The 18,612-nt window shown below is 72.6% G+C and carries 10 protein-coding genes; 4 read left to right on the top strand and 6 right to left on the bottom strand.

Annotated features, from left to right (window positions below; genetic code table 11):
- Positions 1-54 precede the first annotated feature (54 nt).
- Genes CAP_RS31745 through CAP_RS31725 form a run of 5 tightly spaced genes read right to left on the bottom strand, consistent with a single transcriptional unit; the run spans position 55 to position 7,779 of the window.
- Positions 55-915, bottom strand: a complete 861-nt coding sequence (locus tag CAP_RS31745; RefSeq protein ID WP_044247749.1) for a sugar ABC transporter permease — start codon at positions 913-915, stop codon at positions 55-57.
- Positions 912-3,182, bottom strand: a complete 2,271-nt coding sequence (locus CAP_RS31740) for an extracellular solute-binding protein (protein WP_081865475.1) — start codon at positions 3,180-3,182, stop codon at positions 912-914. The genes CAP_RS31745 and CAP_RS31740 overlap by 4 nt, the downstream gene beginning before the upstream one ends.
- 8 nt (positions 3,183-3,190) lie before the next feature.
- Positions 3,191-4,294, bottom strand: a complete 1,104-nt coding sequence (locus CAP_RS31735; RefSeq protein WP_044247748.1) for an ABC transporter ATP-binding protein — start codon at positions 4,292-4,294, stop codon at positions 3,191-3,193.
- Positions 4,295-4,322: 28 nt separating this feature from the next.
- The gene (locus tag CAP_RS31730) at positions 4,323-6,281 is read right to left on the bottom strand and encodes an alpha-amylase family glycosyl hydrolase (RefSeq protein ID WP_052376395.1); all 1,959 of its coding nucleotides are present in this window, start codon (positions 6,279-6,281) and stop codon (positions 4,323-4,325) included.
- Position 6,282: 1 nt separating this feature from the next.
- On the bottom strand, positions 6,283-7,779 hold the full coding sequence (locus CAP_RS31725; protein ID WP_197041442.1) for a carbohydrate porin: 1,497 nt from the start codon (positions 7,777-7,779) through the stop codon (positions 6,283-6,285).
- A 523-nt stretch (positions 7,780-8,302) separates the two neighbouring features.
- Here CAP_RS31725 and CAP_RS55255 point away from each other — a divergent pair.
- From CAP_RS55255 to CAP_RS31710, 3 genes are all read left to right on the top strand, one after another.
- The gene (locus tag CAP_RS55255; RefSeq protein ID WP_052376394.1) at positions 8,303-11,437 is read left to right on the top strand and encodes a serine/threonine-protein kinase; all 3,135 of its coding nucleotides are present in this window, start codon (positions 8,303-8,305) and stop codon (positions 11,435-11,437) included.
- Positions 11,434-15,171, top strand: a complete 3,738-nt coding sequence (locus tag CAP_RS31715; protein ID WP_044247745.1) for a hypothetical protein — start codon at positions 11,434-11,436, stop codon at positions 15,169-15,171. The genes CAP_RS55255 and CAP_RS31715 overlap by 4 nt, the downstream gene beginning before the upstream one ends.
- A 228-nt stretch (positions 15,172-15,399) precedes the next feature.
- Complete coding sequence (locus CAP_RS31710; protein ID WP_044247744.1) at positions 15,400-16,341, top strand: DUF808 domain-containing protein; 942 nt, start codon at positions 15,400-15,402, stop codon at positions 16,339-16,341.
- Between the two features lie 45 nt (positions 16,342-16,386).
- On the opposite strand, the gene CAP_RS31705 is transcribed toward CAP_RS31710, so the two are convergent.
- Entirely contained in the window at positions 16,387-17,250 is an 864-nt protein-coding gene (locus CAP_RS31705) for a hypothetical protein (protein ID WP_156041323.1), read from the bottom strand.
- A gap of 702 nt (positions 17,251-17,952) precedes the next feature.
- On the opposite strand from CAP_RS31705, the gene CAP_RS31700 reads away from it, so the two are divergent.
- Positions 17,953-18,612, top strand: a 660-nt coding sequence (locus CAP_RS31700; protein WP_063748784.1) for a hypothetical protein, incomplete at its 3' end; no start/stop codon positions are given.

The raw sequence follows: 18,612 nt of genomic DNA, 5'->3' as shown, positions 1-18,612 counted from the left end.
TAGCGACCATCGGGAGCGCGGGGGCCGCAGGCCCCTGTTTCAGGGTACGCAGTACTAGCCTTTGACGCCGCCGGAGGTCAGGCCGGAGACGAGGTGGCGCTGGGCCACGTAGAACAGCGCCATCACTGGAAGCGACACGATGAGGGCGCCGGCGGCGAAGCGCTCCCACTGCGCGTCGTACTCGCCGATGTAGCTCTGGAGGAGGACCGGCAGGGTGAACATCTCTTCCTTCCCGAGCAGCGTCGCGGCGAGGATGAACTCGTTGTAGGCGCTCATGAAGGCGAAGAGCGCGGTCACGGCGATGGCTGGACGGGCGGCGGGCAGGGCCACCTTCAGGAAGGCCTGGAAGCGTGTTGCCCCGTCGACCATCGCTGCCTCTTCGAGGTCCACGGGGATCGACTCGAACACCGCGCGGAGCTGGAAAATGGCGAAGGGGACCGAGGTCGACGCGTAGCAGACCACGAGACCGGTTCGCGAGTTGAGCAGCCCCAGGTAGTCGAGCAGGAGGTAGAGCGGGATCGCGCTCGCCACGGTGGGGAACATCTGCGTCGCGAGCAGCGACCGCACCCCGGCCTCCTTGCCCACGAAGCGGAACCGGGCCAGCGCGTAGGAGGTCGGGATGGCGATGAGCACCCCGGCGGCGGCGGTCGCGGTGGCCACGAGGATCGAGTTCAGCGCCTGCCGGGCGAAGAGGTAGATGGTCTCGTCGCCGACCTTCTTCGTGCTGAGCACCACCGCTTCCAGATGGGCGAGGGTCGGATCGTGCGGCACCGGAAACACCCGCGCCTCGGGCGGCCGCGCGCCGGAGAATGCCAGCGACACCACCCACAGCACCGGGTAGAGCGCGAACGCCACGGCCACCACCAGCACCAGGTGCGACGCGATCGACTCGGCGAGCGAGGGCTTGCGGTTCACGCGGCCTCCGTGTGGATCTGCGCCGCGGCGTCCCCGGGCGCGGGCTGCGCCTCCTTGGCGCTCTCGGCGGGAAGCTTCCTCCGGTTCAGGGTCCGCGTCGCGCCCACCAGCAGGAGGAAGATCAGCACCGAGTAGGCGGCGGCGTAGCCGTACTGCCCCTCGCGCGTGAATGCCCAGCGGTAGGCCTCGGAGATCAGGATGTCGGTGGTCCCGTCGGGGTCTCCGCCCGAGACGAGGAACACCACGTTGAACATGTTGAAGGTCCAGATTGCGCCGAGGGTCACCGAGGGGGCCAGGGTCGGCCGGATCATGGGCAGCACGATCAGGGTGAGCCGCTGCCAGCGCGACGCCCCGTCGACCCACGCGGCTTCGAGCACGTCGTCGGGCACCGCGGTGAGCGCGCCGAGGGTGACCACCATCATGAACGGGAAGCCGAGCCAGATGTTGGTGACCGCGTTGGCGGTGAAGGCGGTGGCGAAGCTCGAAAACCAGGAGATGGGCTCCAGGCGCGTCCCGAAGACGCCGTTCAGCCACTCGAGGAGGCCGGTGACCGCGCCGTACTGCCGGTGGAACATCCCCTTCCACGACAGCGCGGTCACGTAGCTCGGCACGGCCCAGGGCACGATGAGCAGCACCCGGTAGAGCGCCCGCAGCCGCAGGGTGGGGCGGTGGAGCACGAGGGCCAGCGCCCCGCCGAGGGTCACGTGAAAGAACACGTTCACCGCGGTCCAGAGCAGCGTCACCGCGAGGACCAGGTAGAACGAACCGCTCGCGAAGAGCGGCCCCCCGCGCGCGGTGAGGATGTCGATGAAGTTCGCGAGCCCCACGTAGCGCTGCGGCTCCTCCTGCCGGCTGGCGAAGAGCGAGGTCGCGGCGCCGACCACGAGCGGGGCGATGACCAGCACCCCCACCACCAGCACCGCGTGCAGCACGTACTTGTAGGCGGGCAGGGAGCGCTTCAGGGCCGGCCCCAGCTCGCCGGAGCGCGCCTGCCGGAGCCAGCGCATCGCGCCGAACAGGCAGAGCACCCCGAGCACCAGCGCGAGCGGCGCGGGCGACGCGGGGGGCGGCAGCGGCCGGCGCACGTCGTCGAAGCGGTGCTTCGCCTCGTCGAGCGCCTCCTCGGGCGTGGCGACCCCGCGCAGCACCTTGCGGATGGCCCGGTCCATCGGGTCCCACACCGACCGGCTCGCCGGTGAGCTGGACTGGGGGACGGCCACCTTGGCCTGCTCCACGAAGGCGCTCACGAACGGATCGTCGGCCGGCACCTCCACGTCGGCGCGCGCCGGGGGGATGCCCGCGATGCGCAGGCGCACCTGGGAAGCGGCGGCGCTGGCGAGGTGACGCGCGAGGGCCCGCACCTCGGGGCGGCGCGCGCCTTCCGGGGTGATGAACACCGCCTCCACCCCGAGGAGCGGCCGCATCGGCTGGCCCGTGGCCCGCACCCTGGGCAGCGGCACCACCCGGGTCCGCTGCTTCACCGCCTCGGACAGGCCCCCCGTGAACCAGGGCCCGCTGATCGCGAACGCTGCCTGCCCGGCCTTGAACAGATCGCCGACCAGCGCGCCCTGCGCGTCCTCCGGGATCGCCTTCTGGTCGAGGAGCCAGCGCACCAGCGTGAGCGACCGCGCCGCATCGGGCCCCACCACCCCGAACTGCTCGTCCGGGGTGAGCAGGGGGACGCCGAACGCGCCCAGGATGGCGGCGTGCGCGTAGAGGCCCTGGGCCTCGTAAACGAGCGGGTAGACGCCCCGCGGCAGGGTGCTCTTCAGCTCCGCGATGCCTTCGAGGTCCGCGGGCACCTCGGGCGCGAGCGCGGTGTTCACGAAGAGCGCCAGGCACTTCTGCCCGATGGGCAGGCCCCAGATCGCCCCTTGCGCGCGCACCGCGTCGAGCGCGGGCCCGATGAACGCGGCCTCGCCTTCGAGCGCGTCGCCCACCGGCGCCACGATGTTCCGCCCCCGGAAATTGCCGAGGCGGTCGTGCTGGTCGATGAAGAGATCGGGCCCGTCGCCGATCGGCACCGACGCTTCGAGCTTCCGGGCAAAGGCGTCGTAGGGGATGGGCAGCACGTCGAGCGTCGCCCCCTGGTAGGTCGCGAGCACCTCCCCGAGCGCGCGGGCCTCGGCGTCGCGCTTCGCGTGCCACACCCGGATGGGGCGCTCCTCCGCGCGCGCCGGGGCCACGAGCCCGGGACACCGCGCACTCACGAGGAGCGCGAGGAGGACGAGGAGGGCGGTGAACGAGGCGAGGATCCGTGACCTCATCGCCCGCCTCACGCTTTCTTGGCTGGGGCCCGGAGGGAGAGGCCGGTGTCGGCGTCGAAGAGGTGCACGTGCCGGAACAGGATCCGGACCGTCTCCCCCTTGCCGACCTTCGCCGTGGGTTCGAGCCGCGCCACGAAGTGCGCGCCGGCCAGCGTGCCGTAGGCCAGGGACTCGACGCCGAGCGCCTCGACGATGCTCACCTCCAGCGCAGCGCCGCTCCCGTCCTGCGACAGCTCCACGTCGTGCGGGCGCACCCCGAGCATCACCCGGCGGCCTGCCTGCAGCTCCTCGCCGAAGGCCTCGGCGTCGAGCGCGACCTGCACGCCGCGCGCGTCGCGCCCGAGCGCCGCCATCCACTGGCCGTCACGCTGTTCGAGCCGCGCCTCCAGGAAGTTCATCGCGGGGCTGCCCAGAAAGCCCGCCACGAATTTGGTGCGCGGGTGCGCGTAGATCTCGAGCGGCGGCCCCGCCTGCTCCACCACGCCCTTGTTGAGCACGAAGAGCACGTCGGCGAGCGTCATCGCCTCCACCTGGTCGTGGGTGACGTACACGCTCGTCGCCCCGAGCCGGTCGTGCAGCTTGCGGATGTCGACCCGCACCTGCGCGCGCAGCGCCGCGTCCAGGTTGGAGAGCGGCTCGTCGAAGAGGAAGAGCTGCGCCCGCCGCACGATCGCCCGGCCCATGGCCACCCGCTGCCGCTGCCCGCCCGAGAGGGCCTTGGGGTAGCGGTCGAGCAGCGGCCCGAGGCCGAGCATCTCCGAGGCCTCGCCGAGGCGCTTGTCGATCTCCGCGGCGGGCGTCTTGCGCAGCTTCAGGCCGAAGGCGAGGTTCTCGCGCACGGTGAGGTGCGGGTAGAGCGCGTAGGACTGGAAGACCATGGCGATGTCCCGCTCCCTTGGTTCGAGGCGGGTCACGTCGCGGTCGCCGAGGAAGATGTGCCCCTCGTCCGCCTCTTCGAGGCCCGCGAGCAGGCGGAGCAGCGTGGATTTCCCGCAGCCGCTCGGCCCGACGAGCACCGCGAACGCGCCGTCGGGGACCTCCACGGAGACCCCCTTGAGCACGTGCGTGTCGCCGAAGCGCTTGTTGAGTCCCGTTACCTTGACCGAGGCCATCGCGTGCTCCTCCGGGCTCGGTGCTGGCTCAAAGGCCGGAGACGATCTGCTCCCGCGGGACGAGGATCGCGCCGCTCATCGGCGGCAGGGTCACCGCCACCGTCCCGCCGGGGCCCACCTCGTAAGGGGTCTGCGCGTCCGACAGCACATCGACGAGCACCGAGCCCTGCTCGCGGCCGGTGGCCATGGTGACTCCTCCCGCCGCGGTGGTGCTCTCGTTCGAGGTGTGGGTGTTGAAGACGACGAGCGCGTAGCTCGTGTCCACCTGGCGCGAGAAGGCGAGCATCCCCGCGTCCTCTTCCCCGCCCGTGGCCTCCGTCGACCAGCGCACCGTCAGGTCGCCGCGGGTGAGCGCGGGGTAGCCGCGGCGCAGCCGGGTGAGGCGCCGGGTCCAGGAGAACAGGTCGCCCGAGGTGTCGTAGGCCGGCAGGTTCAGCATGGGGTTGCCGTCCCACATCGGCTCGCGGTTGGCCGGATCGTTGCCGCCCTCGAAGCCCTGCTCGGTGCCGTAGTAGAGGCAGGGGATGCCGTCCTCGGTCATCAGGAAGAGCAGCGCGTTCTTGAGCGCCAGGTAGCGATCACGGCCCTCCGGCAGCTCCGGCGCTCCGGCGCCCGTGTACAGGAAGCGCGCCACGTCGTGGTTGTCGATGAAGTTCACCAGGGTCTGCGTGGGCGCGAGGCCCGTGCCGTCCGCGTGGGGCTCGGTGCCGTAGTTGTCGCGGCGCGCGTTCCAGAGGGTCTCGACGTTCCGGGTCGGCCCGCCCTGGCGGAACACGTCGCGGAAGGCCTGGAAGTGCTGCGAGAAGTAGAACACGCCGTCGAGCGTGTCGCCGGTGAGGGGCGGGCCCTCGCCGGGGCACTCGGCGTTCTCGCGCGCGAGGTCGCCGCCGAGCGCCTCGTCGTTGGGGTGGGAGGGGACGCTCTTTTTCGTGAAGCTGCCGATGAGGGCGTCGTTGCCGTCGAAGGCCTCGCCGAACATGAAGAAGTTCGTCTTGCCCTTGGCGGCGAGGCGCTGGCGCACCCGCTGGGTGAAGAAGCGCCAGAACTCGTGCTCCACGTGCTTCAGCGTGTCGATGCGGAAGCCGTCGATGTCGGTCAGCTCCACCCAGCGGGCGAAGACGTCGACCATGGCGGTCTTCACCTCGCAGCGCCTGGTGTCGATGTCCTTCAGCCCGCCGGGGAAGTCGCCGTGCACGAGCTGGTCGAGGTCGTCGAAGTTGAAGGTGCGGCCCTTGCGGTTGTAGGCGTCGGGCGTCTGGAAGAAGGGCAGATCCGGCGGCACGTGGTTCGAGGCCGGGTCGTACTGGAACACCACCTTGGCCGGGCCCGACTCGCCGAGCGAGGTGCGCGCCTGCACGCCGCGCGGATCGAACTCGGGGTCGTACTCGGTGACGTTCACCACGATGTCCTGACCCGGCTTGCCGCCGCCGAAGGTCTGGATGTCGGGCTGACCGTTGCCGTTGATGTCGTAGTAGAACATCTGCCCCATGTGGTTCGTCACGATGTCGAGGATGATCTTCATCCCCCGATCGTGGGCCGCGTTGACCAGGCGCCGGAGCGCGGCGAGGTCGCCGAAGTGGGGGTTCGTCTCCAGGAACGCCTGGGTCCAGTAGCCGTGGTAGCCGTCGAAGCCCGCGTCGGTGTCGACGTTCTTCACGGCCGGCGAGATCCAGAGGGTGGTGACCCCGAGTTCCTCCAGGTAGGGCAGCTTCTCTTCGAGGCCCCGCCAGTCGCCGCCGTGCCACTTGCCGAGCGCGGTGCGGTCGACGCGGAAGTTGTTGCCGGCGTCGCCGTCGGCGAAGCGGTCGACGAGCACCTGGTAAATGATCTCGTCGCGCCAGTCGGCCACGTGCGGCTGGAGGGGAACCTCGCCTGCCGCGAGCTCCTCGTCCATCTGCATGCAGCCCGTCGTGGCGAAGGGCAGCGGGAGCGCCAGGGCGAGCGCCGTGAGCGGCGCGAGGAAACGGTTCGTGCGCTGCTTCTTCATCTCACCCACCGTAGCTCCAGGTGTTGTTGAACCACCACTCCGCCCCGATCCCGAAGAAATGCTCCACCTTGCGCAGGCCGAACACGTCGTCCTGCGGGTAGAGGGCGCGCGCCCCCGCGTCGCGCAGGGTGATCACGTACATGGCCCGGATCTGGGGCCGTACGTAGTCGCCGCGCCCCGCGGGCGACAGGAAGGGGATGATCCCGAACCGCGCCAGACCCGCCGAGTGCAGCCCCGCCGGCCCCTCGCCCCCGAGCGTCCCCTCGGGCGAGGGCGTGAGCACCCCGCGCTGCTGCGCCTGGTACGACGCCTCCACCGCGATGCCGCCCTTCTCCCCGATGAAGTAGTGGGGCCGGGCGATGACGATGCCCTCGTCCACGTCGTTGAGGTCGAGGTCGGGGTTGGCGTTGCGGAACGAGCGGAAGTACGCGCCGAACATCACCCCGATGGGCCCCTTCTCGTAGTTCGCGCCGAGCGCCACCCGGAACTCGTGCGCGCCCGAGGTGGTGTACTCGGTGATGCCGTCGTCCGCGGTCTCGATGGCGAGCTGCCCCGGCGCCGCGAAGTCCGGGTAGGCCGCGAGGCCGCGCGCGTAGCGGACGAAGAGGTTCACGAAGGTGTCACGCTCGCCCGTCCAGGCGCCGACCTGGCCGCCGACGACGTAGCCGCTGTCCGAGGAGAGCCGGTCGAAGCGGCCCGCGTCGGTCTCGCGCTGCCCGCTCGGAAGCTGGTGGGTCTCGGCGTAGAGGATGCCCTTCGCGCCCGCCTTCTCCCCGAGCTGGATGCGGTGGTTCAGCTTGAGGCTGCCGATGAACTTCTGGCGCGAGAGGATGTCCACCTGCGCCGCGCCCACCTGGTTGAGCGGCAACGGGCGCTCCACCGTCTGGCCGAAGAAGCCGTCCTGGGGGCGCGTCAGGCCCCCGTGCAGCGCGACCACCGTGCGGTCCTCGTTGAACTTGTACCAGGCGCCCGCGCCGAGGGTGTTCAGGTTGTCGAGCGGCCACCAGTCGAGCAGGTAGATGTCGTCGCCGCGGTACATGCGCGAGCCGGCCCAGAAGGCCAGGCCCTTGGTGAGCAGGTCGCGCGACTCCAGGTAGAGGTTGCGCATCGCCACCACGCCGTCGAACACGCCGTTGTAATGGAAGATGGGGTGCTGGAAGGCCAGCGTGGCCACGATCTGGGTGTTGGAGTCGGTCTTCTTCCAGTAGTCCTCGCGACGGAACTCCAGCTCCAGGTACGTATTCTCGTCGAGGCGCGATCCGCGGGCGACGATGTCGGTGTCGCGGCCCGGGCGGCCGGTGAGGTCGCCGCCGAGCATGACGCGTCCATAGGAGCCGAACTGGAAGCTCCCGCTCGGCGGAGCCGGCGTCGGCGCGTCGAGGGGCGGAGTGACATCGGGCTTCCTCGCGTCTCCGAGGGGCGCCTCCGGCGGGAACGGGCTCGTCGCCGCGCCACCAGGAGGCGGAGGCGTGGGCGGCGCGTCCGGGTCACCCGGCACCGCAGACGCGGGCGCAGGCGCAGGCAGTGCGGGCGCGTCCTCCGCGGCCGGTACCACGGGCTGCGCTGACGTCGCGGGCTGCGCAGAGGGCGTCGACGTTGCGGGCTGCGCGGGTTGCGCGGGTTGCGCGGGCTGCGTCGGCGCTGTGGGAGAGGCGCCAGCCGCGGGGGGCACTCGGGGAGGCTCGGGAGGAGGAGCTGGCTGCGCTACCGCGCTCGAAGCGTCCACCAGGAGAGAGATCGCGGTCCACAGGCCGAGCAACGCTCGTCCCACCGTCCGGTTTGCTCGACGCACGGCGGCGCACGCTACCTCAAGCGCGACATCCATGGCCAGAAAGCACACACGTGAACCACACTTCGTGTGCACGCATTTTTGTGCACGCACTTCAGCCGAGACCGAGCGCTGACGCGTTGCGCTGCGTCGCTGTGAACAGCGTCAACTTTCGCGCCTCTCGCGGTCAACCCATGTATGCTCGCGCTGGGGCTGCCAATGCCCCGCGTGTCCACAGCTCGAGGGCTCCGGGATGACCTCCCGCTGCGCCCCGAACTCCGGGTTCATGGCCCACCCGACCATCCAGCCCCCACCGGAGCCGACCCTGATCGACGCAGCGGCGAGCCGCGTCGGCACCCCCCTGAATGCTTCCTGGATCCTCAACGAGGTCCTCGGCATCGGTGGCATGGCGGCCGTATTCAGCGGAACGCACGTGAGCGGCCGCCGCGCGGCGCTCAAGGTCCTCCACGCCGCGCTCGGCCAGGATCCCACGACGCGGGCGCGCTTCCTCCAGGAGGGCAAGCTCTCCAACCAGATCGAGCACGCGGGCCGGGTCCGGGTGCTCGACGAAGGCGTGAGCGCCCGCGGCGAGCCCTTCCTGGTCATGGAGCTGCTCGTCGGCACCACCCTGCGCCGGCTCCTCCGCCGCCCTGGCGACACCCTGCCCCTCGAGCAGGCCCTCGCGGTGTTCGACGCGGTGCTCGACCTGCTCGAATGCTGCCACGCCCTCGGCATCGTCCACCGCGACATCAAGCCGGCCAACGTCTTCATCACCGCCGACGGCGAGGTGAAGGTGCTCGACTTCGGCCTCGCACAGCAGGGCGAAGCGGACCGCCGCCTCACCCGGGTCGGCCTCACCTACGGGACGCCGGCCTTCATGGCGCCCGAGCAGGCCATGGGCCTCGGGACCGTGGACGGCCGCGCCGACCTCTGGTCGGTGGGCGCCTCGCTCTACGTCACCCTCTCCGGACAGCCGCTCCGCAAGGGCCGCACCGAGGCCGAGGCGTACCTGCTCGCGGCGACGCAGCCCGCGCCCTCCCTCGCGCCGGCCGCCCCGCGCTTGCCCGTGGAGGTCGTGGCCTTCGTCGACCGCGCCCTCGCCTTCGACCGCAGCCGCCGCTTCCAGACCGCCACCGCCATGCGCGCCGAGCTGCGCGGCCTGCTCGCGGCCAACGCGGCGGGCCGGCTCACCCCCGGCACCCCGGTGCGCGGCCCCGGGGTCATCGTCCGCACCAACGACGTGTTCAGCGACGCCGAGGGCGGCCCCCTGCGCGAGGGCCAGCCCTCCCGCGAGGAGACCATGCAGCGCGTCGCGAGCGCCTGGAAGCAGCTCGCCGCGGTGCTCGGCAGCGCGCGCCAGTACGGCTTCAGCCACCCTTACGTGGCGCGCGGGCTCGCCGCGGTGCTCGAGGAGATCACCCGCATGCTCGCCGAGGACCCCACCGGCATGCGCTGGGACGTGGCGCCCGGCGCGTTCCTCGTCGGCGGCCAGCCGGTGTGGCAGCCCGATCGCGCCCCCTTCGACCGCATCCCCTTCCAGCTCTTCGCGGACGGCATCCGCCACATCCAGCTCAAGCCCGGGCTCACCGACCTCGAGCTGCGCGACTTCGCCGCCATCCTCCTCCGCGATCGCGCCTTCGGCAGCGACGAGGACTCGATCACCGCCCTCTGGGACCGCCGCTTCGAGCACATCGCCTACCTCGCCGTCGACTCGTTCATGGAGGGCGACCCCCAGGCCGTCGACGAGGCGAGCCTCGACCTCTGCCTGAACCTCGCCCGCATCGACCGGCTCTGGAACGAGGACTCGCTCGAAGGCCGGGTCATGCAGCGCAACATGGAGGCGTCGCTGCGCGACGGCCCGGCCACGGCCTCGCCCGGGATGCCCGGGAGGGCACTCGCCTTCGGCGCTGTCGACCGCATGACCCTCGGCACCCTCGGCGCCCAGATCTCCCCCCCCTTCGAGCAGTGGCGCGACCGCTTCCTCGACGCCTTCGTCGACGCCTACCTGGAGGCGGCCCGCCGCGGCGACGCCCCCTCCCTGCTCGCCGCGCTCTCCGAGTGGACCCAGGACCAGATCGCCCTGCACAACCTGGCCCTCGCCTTCGAGGTGCACGCCGCCCTGCGCCGCGCCTTCTCCGTGCGGGCCGAGGGCCGGCACGATGGCTTGCCCGGCTCGCTGCCCGGCGTCCACCGCGCGCTCACCGCGTCCATGTTCCCGCCCACCGCGTTGCGCGCCGTGTTCGAGGAGCTGACCACCTACGGCCCCGACGAGCCCGCAGCCGGCGACGACGCAGCCTACGGCCGCCAGGCCGCCGGCCTGCCTCCCCCGCCGCCTCCCGTGGCCGCCGGCGTCGCCGAGGGGCTCGGGCTCGCCCTCGAAGCGCTCCCCGACGGCTCCCTGTTCCTCGCCGCCTGCGACGCTTACGGCCGGGTGCAGTCCGACCGCGTGCGCGAGGTGCTCCTCGGCTTCCTCCACCGCTGGCTCCCGGGCCGCGAGGCCGAGCTTGCGGAGATCCTGCCCCGCGCCCCGGAAGCACACGCCCTGACCATCCTCCGCCTGCTCTCCAGCCTGCGCACCCCCGAGGCCACGGCCGCCCTCGAAGCGGCCCTCGGCAACCCCCACCTGGAGGTGCGGGTCAGCGCCCTCGCACTCCTGCCCGATCCGGCGCGTGACACGCGTGACACGCGTGACACACGCGACAGCCGCATCGACCCCCGCGACCTGCGCGATCCCCGCGATCCCCGTGATTCTCGCGACCTTCGCGACACCGAGGCGGCGGCCAACCCGGCGCGCACCACCGGCTCCGGCGACCGCATCCGCGAGGAGCTGCAGCGGCTCCTCGACGAGCCCCAGACCGCGGCCCGCCTCGAAGCCCTGCGCACCATCGCCCGCCTCAGCCTCCTCGCCGCGGGCCCCACCCTGGTCCGCCACATCCAGGCCACGAGCTTCCACGACCGCTCCGTGGAGGAGCGCCGCGAGTGGCTGGAGACCGTGGTCCGCCTGAACCCCGCACGCGCCGAGCGCCTCGCCATCGAGCTGCTCGAAAAGAGGCACCTCCTGCCCTCCGAAGCCCTCGAACAGACCCGCGAGATCGCCGCCCAGGTGCTCGCCACCTTCGCCTCCAGCGAGGAGGCCCTCACCGCCGTCAAGGAGGCCACGAAGCCCCGCTGGGGGAGCAACCCCGCCGTGCGCGACGCCGCCGCGCGCGCCGTGCCCTCCATCGCCGCCCGGCACTCCCGCCGGAGGAGCGCCGAGCTGGCCTCCGAGGGCAGCTCGCCCCTCTCCCGCCGCGCCTCGACCATGCCCCCGCCGCCCAGCGCCCCGCCGCCGGGCAGCGGCCGCAACAACTCCAGCCTGCGCCCGCCGCCCTCCGGGAGAAAGCCTTGACCACCGGGCAGTCTCGCTTCGACGCCCCGAGCAGCGGCGCTGGCGACGTGCGCCGCGTCGCCGCCGCCGCCGCCGTGCAGGGCCTCTACCGGGTGGTCAAGGCCTGCCTCCTGCACAGCGACTCCAACCAGACCGTCGCCTCGCTCATCCCCGCCGCGTGCGGCTCGGTCACCGACCTCTGCGCCGTCGCGGGCGTCGACGCCGTCTCGTTCGTCTTCGCGGAGGAGGGCATCTTCGTCAACGGCCAGGTCCTCCGCACCTCGCGCGAGGGCTACGATACCGCCCGCGAGCTCGGCGCCCTCCTCAACGGCTGCGGCCTCAACGAGATCACCCTCGACAAGGCCGTCTCCCGCACCGACCTCGCCGTCTTCGCGCGCATGCTCGCCGACGCCCAGCGCGACCGCGCCGCCGTCGAGCGCCTCACCCGCAGCGAGCTGCGCGGCGTGCGCGCCCGCAGCGTCCCCTCCCCCATGGCGAGCGCCACCGTCGCCCCCGACCTGCCCCTCCTCACCCGCTCCATCCGCGCCTACGCCGCCTCCATCCTGGTGATGCGCGCCGCCCACGCCGAGCTGCGGGCGGGCGAGGACGTGGCGCTCGACCGGGTCCGCCGCGCCGCGCAGAAGCTCGTCTCGCTCGTCGAGGAAGATCCCCGCCCCCTCCTCACCCTGGCCATCTCCACCGAGTCCGATCCGGACGAGGCGGTCCTCTCCGTCGCCACCGCCGTCGTCGCCCTCTCCATCGCCCGCCAGCTCACCGTGGAACGTCGCCCCCTCTCGGCCCTCGCCACGGCGGCCTTGCTCTACGACGCCGGCCGGAGGCGCCTGCTCCGCCTCCCGTCGCGCCTCCCGCACGCCCGCGTGCCCCGCATCGACGAGCCCCGCGCCGAAGGCCGCGCCACCTCCGACCCCCCGCACAGCACGCCGGAGCCGCCGCCGCGGAGCGTCGCCCCCACGTCGGTCCCCGCGCCCCCGAGCGTCGCGACCCGCACCTCCCTCCCCCCGCCCGGCCTCGACCGCGCCCTCGACGAGGACGAGCTGCAGCGCGTCCCGGCCAGCGCCGCCGCGGCCCTCACCGCCCTCGGCAAGCTGCACACGCCCTCCATGTCGCGCACGGTGATCCTCTACGAGGCGCTCACCCTCCGGCCTGGCGTGAAGCGCGCTCCCCTCTACGCCGGCCGGCGCCCACCGACGCTGCTCGCCCGCGTCCTCGGCGTCGCCCGCGCCTTCACCGAGCTGCGCGCCGTGCCCCCCTTCGGCGCCGGGGCGATCCCCCGCACCCCACTCGACGACGTCTTCCTCCGCCTCCTGGAGTACTGCCAGCCTGCCCCGAGTGGCGCGTCCCCCGCCGCCACCGCGGCCAGCCCGGCACCTGCGGGCGCGGCGGCGACAGGCGCCTCCGTCGCGAGCACGACGAGCACCGTGCCCCCCGGCGCCATGCCTGGAGGTCCGCCCCTCGCGCCCGCCGCCCCCAACGCAGGCGCCCACGCAGCGCGCCCCGGCGCCCCCGGAGGCACCGCCCTCGGCGCGGTGCAGATCGGGGTGATCGGCAATGGTCCCCAGAGCAGCGGCCCATCGAGCACCTCGTTCCTCGGGATCTGGAGCACCACGGAGCGCACCCTGGTGAAGCTCCTCCTCGGCGCCCTCGGCTTCCTCCCCACGGGCACCCTCGTCGAGCTGAGCACCTCCGAGGTCGGCGTGGTGGTCACCGCGCCCGAGCAGCCCTCCCGCCTCACCACCCCGCGCGTGCGCGTGCTCTACGACGCCACCGGCGCCCTGCTCGAGCAGCCCTTCGAGATCGACCTCGCCGTGCGCGCCGAGGGCGAGCCCGAGCGCGCCATCGCCCGCATCATCGACGCCGATCTCGGCCAGACCCGCGCCCTGCGCATGGCCCTCGCCGGAGCCGCCGGAGCCCCGGCCCCCGCACGCGCCCCGGTCTCCGCCCGGAACACCCCTTTCCCTGGCACCGCCCCTGGCACCGCCCCTGGCACCGCCCCTGGCACCGCCGCGTGGACGACCCCGAAGGCGACGCAGAGCACGCGCCCCCCCGCCGCGCTGCAGATGCAGCCCCCGCCCTCCTCGCGGCGCAAGCAGAGCAGCCCGATCCCGCTGCCCGCAGCGAACCCGACCACCCAGCCCCTCGGGCAGCTCGCGCGGCGCATCGAGCGCGGCGTGCGCGTCACGCCCGCGAGTGGCGACGACAGACCCCCGCCCTCCGGGCAGCCGGTGGTCGCCGCCTGGATGGGCCGCCCCCTCACCCCACCGCCGGGCGCCGCGGCCGTCGATCCTTCGCGGGGAACCGCGCACGCAGACCCCTCACGCAGCGCCACCCTCTCCGATCCTCCCCGCGGCGTCGCCATCTCCGATGCTCCGCACGCCTCACGAGGCGCGGGGCTCGCCGATCCTCCCCGCGGCATCACCGTATCCGACGTGCCGCAAGCGCCGCACGCGCCGCACGCGCCGCACGCGCCGCACGCGCCCAGAGGCGTCGCCATCTCCGATCCCCCGCGCCACACCGCCATCTCCGACCCCCCGCGCCACACCGCCATCTCCGACCCCCCGCGCCACACCGCCATCTCCGACCCCCCGCGCGGCGTCGCGCTTTCCGAATCCCCGCACTCCCCCCACCTCTCGCGGGGCGCCGTGGGTGCCGATGCACCGCGCAGCGTCCGGCGCCCTCCCCAGGTCGACCGCGCCGCACTGCTCGAGAAGATCCGCGCGGAGAACCTCCACTCCACGCTCCCTCCGCCGGCCGCCGAGATCGAGCAGCCTCTCGTCCCGCCGCCCCCTCGCCTTCCCGCCGAATCCGGGCGCCCTGGCCACCTCCCCGCGCGTGCCGCCCAGGCCGCGGGCTTCCTCTCCGCGCAGACCGCGGCGCCTGCGGTCGATCCCCGCCTGCGGCCGACACCTCCTGCCAAGGTGAGCGCCGCCCCGGCTGCGCAGCCCACGCAGCCCGCGCAGCCCCTCTACACGGCGCGCTCGGCGCCGACGGCGCAGCCTTCGCCGCCCGCGACGGCAGCCCGCGCGCAGCCCGCACTTCCCCTCACGGCCAGGGCGCCCGTCGCGCCGACCAGCCATGCCGACGCGCCGGTCGACTCCCGCGCCCCCCGCGCCCCCGGCGACCCCCGCATCCCTCGCGATCGCCCCACGGATCCGAGCAACACCCCCATCGACGACGCCGACACCTGGGCCGACGATCAACCCACCATGGTCCCGCCGCGCGCGCGACCCACGGCGGCACCGCCTCCGCTCCATCCCACGGCGGAGCCCCCGGCGCCCCTCTCCACGCAATCCCCTCCGGCGCCCTCGTCCCGGCACGGCATCGACACCATGGACATCCCGCCCGCGCCTCCCACGTGGCCGGCGGGCCTCGAAGATCATTTCACCAGCACCGGGAACTGGACCGACTTCGACGACATCACCACCGCCGCGCCGCCCGCCGTCACCCTCGTCGAGCCCAGCGTGCGGCCCGTGCGCGAGGTGCAGGAGCACGCCTCGCGCCGCCCCGATCCACGCCAGGAACCCGGAGACGAGCCCCCCTGGACCGATCGCCTCCCCACCCTGCCTCCCATGCCTGCCTCGGCCCTGCTCCGCGACCGCCTCCTCGCGGAGTACCTCGCCGAGGTCGAGGAGGGACCCCCGCCTTCCTCCGGCGGCTCCACCCGCGCCACCCGGCCCGCGCCACGCCGCGACCCTGCGGACGACCCTCCGTCCAGCAGACACCGCAACGGGAGCTGAACCCCGGCCGCGCACCGCCGCGCTGCCGCGCTGCCGCGCTGCCGCGCTGCCGCGCTGCCGCACCGCTGCACCGTTGCACCGCCGCGCTGCCGCGCTGCCCACCACCGAGCACCGCGGCGCACCGCCGCGCATCGCCGTGCTGCACGCTCTCGACACCGGCCGCTTTACGGGCCACACCACGGCGCGGCAACATCCGCCCCTCCCTCTCCGCGAACGAGGAACCCTCTCATGGCCGGTAGCAGCCTCCTCACCTTGATCGACGACATCGCCACCATCCTCGATGACGTGGCGTTGATGACCAAGGTCGCCGCGAAGAAGACCGCCGGCGTGCTCGGCGACGACCTCGCGCTGAACGCCGAGCAGGTGAACGGCGTCCGCGCCGAGCGCGAGCTGCCTGTGGTCTGGGGCGTCGCCAAGGGCTCCTTCGTCAACAAGTGCATCCTGGTCCCCGCGGCGCTCGCGATCAGCGCCGTCCTGCCCTGGGCCATCACCCCTCTGCTCATGTTCGGCGGCGCCTTCCTGTGCTTCGAGGGCTTCGAGAAAATCGCCCACAAGTTCCTGCACGCGAACGAGGAAGACTCCGAGCACGAGGGCCGCCTGAACGCCCTCGCCAACCCCGAGGTCGACATCGTCGCCTTCGAGCGCGAGAAGGTGAAGGGCGCCATCCGCACCGACTTCATCCTCTCGGCCGAGATCATCACCATCACCCTCGGCACCGTCGCCGAGGCCTCGTTCATGAAGCAGGTCGTCGTCCTCACCGGCATCGGCTTGCTCATGACCGTCGGCGTCTACGGGCTCGTCGCGGGCATCGTGAAGCTCGACGACGCCGGCTTCTACCTCAGCAAGCAACCCAGCGCCGTCCTGAAGAAGCTCGGCCGAGGTCTGATCCTCGTCGCCCCCAAGCTGATGAAGATGCTCTCCGTCGTCGGCACCGCCGCGATGTTCACGGTGGGCGGCGGCATCCTCACCCACGGCATCCCCCCGGTGCACCACGCCATCGAGGGCGCGGCCCACGCCGCCTCCGGCGTGCCGGGCATCGGCGGCCTGCTCGCCGCCCTCATCCCCACCACGCTGAACGCGCTCTTCGGGGTGCTCACGGGCATCCTCGCGCTCCTCCTCGTCACGGGCGCGCAGCGCGCCTACCGCGCCGTGAAGAAGCAGCCGGCGTGACCACGCTCCGCGGGGAGGGTCAGGCCCCGCGGAGCTGGTCCTCGATCACGCCGGGGCGGCGGCAGACGCTGGCGCGTCGACCTCGTCGTCCTCGACCTCGCCTTCGTCAGCGCCCTCGTCGCCTTCGTCGGCCTCGTCGACCTCGGCGCCCTCGTCGGCCTCGCCCTCGTCGGCCTCGCCTTCGTCAGCGCCCTCGTCGATCGCTTCCTCGACCTCTTCCTCGTCCTCCTCGCCCTCGCTGGGCTTCGTGCCGCGCAGGAAGAACGACTCCACGAAGTCGCGCTGCCCCGGGAACTGCGCCCCGAGCAGCCGGTGGGTCTTCTCCAGCTCCAGCCGCAGCCGCTGCTTCGCGACCGTCTCCCGGGAGCGCCCCTCGCTCCACTCCTCGCGCGCGGCAGCGCTCGCGGTGACCGCCGCCTTGGCGCTCACCGCCACCGTGCGGAGACGCTCGGCAAGCTCCGCCTTCTCCGGGAAGGCCACCTGGAGCCCTTCCAGCCGGCTCGCCGCCTTGGTGGCGGCCGCTGGACGCGCGGTGATCTTCTTGCCGGTGATGGTGGCCTGCAGCTTGGGCAGGAACTCCCGCACCGTCGGGTGATCCTTCGAGCTGTGGCCAGCCCGGATGCTCACCATGGCCTGGGCCTCACCGGCCGTGCGCCTGAGGAGCGCGAGCCAGGCGTTCTGCCGCGCCCGGGCCGCGGGACGCGCGAACATCACGTGATCCTCGGTCGCGCGTGTCTCCGTGAGGAGGTTGTCGATGCGGGTGCGCAGGGCAACCGCGAGGGCCAGCAAGGCGGTGCGGTCGGTCTGTGGCAAGGCCGAGAACTCGGACCAGGCTTCGAGAGACGACCAGGTGAAGCTCGCGAACGACGCGTGAACGCGCGACGACGCGCTGTCTGACGGTAACCTCATGACGTTGGTCTCCACTCCGGACAGGTTGGAAAGTCCGGGCGAAGCTCACGTTAAGAACGGTCCAGAGCCTGTCAACGAGCGGGCTACATCATGAGCACGCTTTTGTGGCGACATCGCTCCCACATACTCCCACGTGCCTGCAAGATTCCCCGCCGCGCGCCTCGTCACTGCCCCCGCTGCGCGCCTCGTCCTGCCCCCGCCGCGGTCCTGGCGCGGGCCCACCTCCGCCGTCCTGATCTCGCCGCGGTTCTGGTGCGCGCTCACCTCCGCTGCCCTGCTTGCGCCGAGGCTCTCACGCCGGCGCACCCACCCCTGCGCAGGCCCGCCCCATGGCCACGCGAGCTTGCTTCGACCGTCCTGACCCGGAGGAGGTCTCCGCGCGGGCTCACTCACATCTACGTAAGCTCGCCAAACGGCCACGCGGCGTTACCCACGCGGGATCAACGCCGAAAACGCGCCACGCTGGCTCACCCCCGCGGCACGGGTGGCGCGGGTGTCATGGCGGAGCGCCTGGCACTTCACGGTGATCTTCTTCACCAGGAGCAAGCACGGACTTCCGCACGCCCCAGAAGACCGCCGCCGGGCTCCGACGGCATGACCCGAGTTCCAAAAACCCGCCGCGCCGGGGCTCCTGCCAAAACTCCTTGCCGGCTCACGGCTCCGGGCGGAGCGTGCGCCCATCTCTTGCATCCTGGGTCCTTCATGCGCGCGCGCCCCCTCGCCTCTCCAGGCGCTGTCCTCCTCCTGCTCCCTCTCTGCGGCCTGATCGCGGGGTGTCCCGACGACCCGAAGCCGCCGCCGGATCCCGAAGGACCGAGCTGCCTGTTCGAGCCGGTCGGCGACGTGAACGCGCCCATCGAGCTGGAGATCATCGCCCTCGATCCCGACTACCAGGCCTATCCGGTCGAGGAGGGGAGCGTGGTGCACAACATCTTCCCGCCGCAGGGAGGGCGGGTGGTGTTCGCGGGGGTGCGGGCGAGGAACATCGATCCCTGCGCGGTGCTGCTCGCGGGCGCGCTCCGGGATCCGGTGAGCAAGCAGGTGAGGCCGGAGTCGCGCACGGTGAACCTCAGGCCCGGGGAGGACGGGTGGGCGTCGAGCGTGCCGACGGACATCTCGACGTTCTCGAACATCCCCACCTGCCCCAACCAGTGGGCGTCGCAGGACCTGTACGGGGTGCCCTACGAGCTGATCGTGGAGGTCACGGAGCGCTCGGGGCGCAAGGCCTCGGCGTCGTTCACGGTGCAGCCGGTCTGCGAGGAGGCGGGGTTCATCGAGGAGTGCCGGTGCATCTGCCAGGGCGGGTACGAGCTGGGGGAGGTCTGCACGGAAGGCACCGGGGGCGGAGGCGGGGCCGGGGGT

Origin of the sequence: Chondromyces apiculatus DSM 436 (assembly GCF_000601485.1) — a bacterium.
GTDB classification, from domain to species: domain Bacteria; phylum Myxococcota_A; class Polyangia; order Polyangiales; family Polyangiaceae; genus Chondromyces; species Chondromyces apiculatus.
This window is presented reverse-complemented; position numbering and strand designations above follow the sequence as displayed.

Excerpts from the sequence above, each read along its gene's own strand:
- CAP_RS31740 (WP_081865475.1), bottom strand. The coding sequence starts at position 3,182 with ATGAGGTCACGGATCCTCGCCTCGTTCACCGCCCTCCTCGTCCTCCTC.
- CAP_RS31735 (WP_044247748.1), bottom strand. The coding sequence starts at position 4,294 with ATGGCCTCGGTCAAGGTAACGGGACTCAACAAGCGCTTCGGCGACACG.
- CAP_RS31730 (WP_052376395.1), bottom strand. The coding sequence starts at position 6,281 with ATGAAGAAGCAGCGCACGAACCGTTTCCTCGCGCCGCTCACGGCGCTC.
- CAP_RS55255 (WP_052376394.1), top strand. The coding sequence starts at position 8,303 with ATGACCTCCCGCTGCGCCCCGAACTCCGGGTTCATGGCCCACCCGACC.
- CAP_RS31710 (WP_044247744.1), top strand. The coding sequence starts at position 15,400 with ATGGCCGGTAGCAGCCTCCTCACCTTGATCGACGACATCGCCACCATC.
- CAP_RS31705 (WP_156041323.1), bottom strand. The coding sequence starts at position 17,250 with ATGAGGTTACCGTCAGACAGCGCGTCGTCGCGCGTTCACGCGTCGTTC.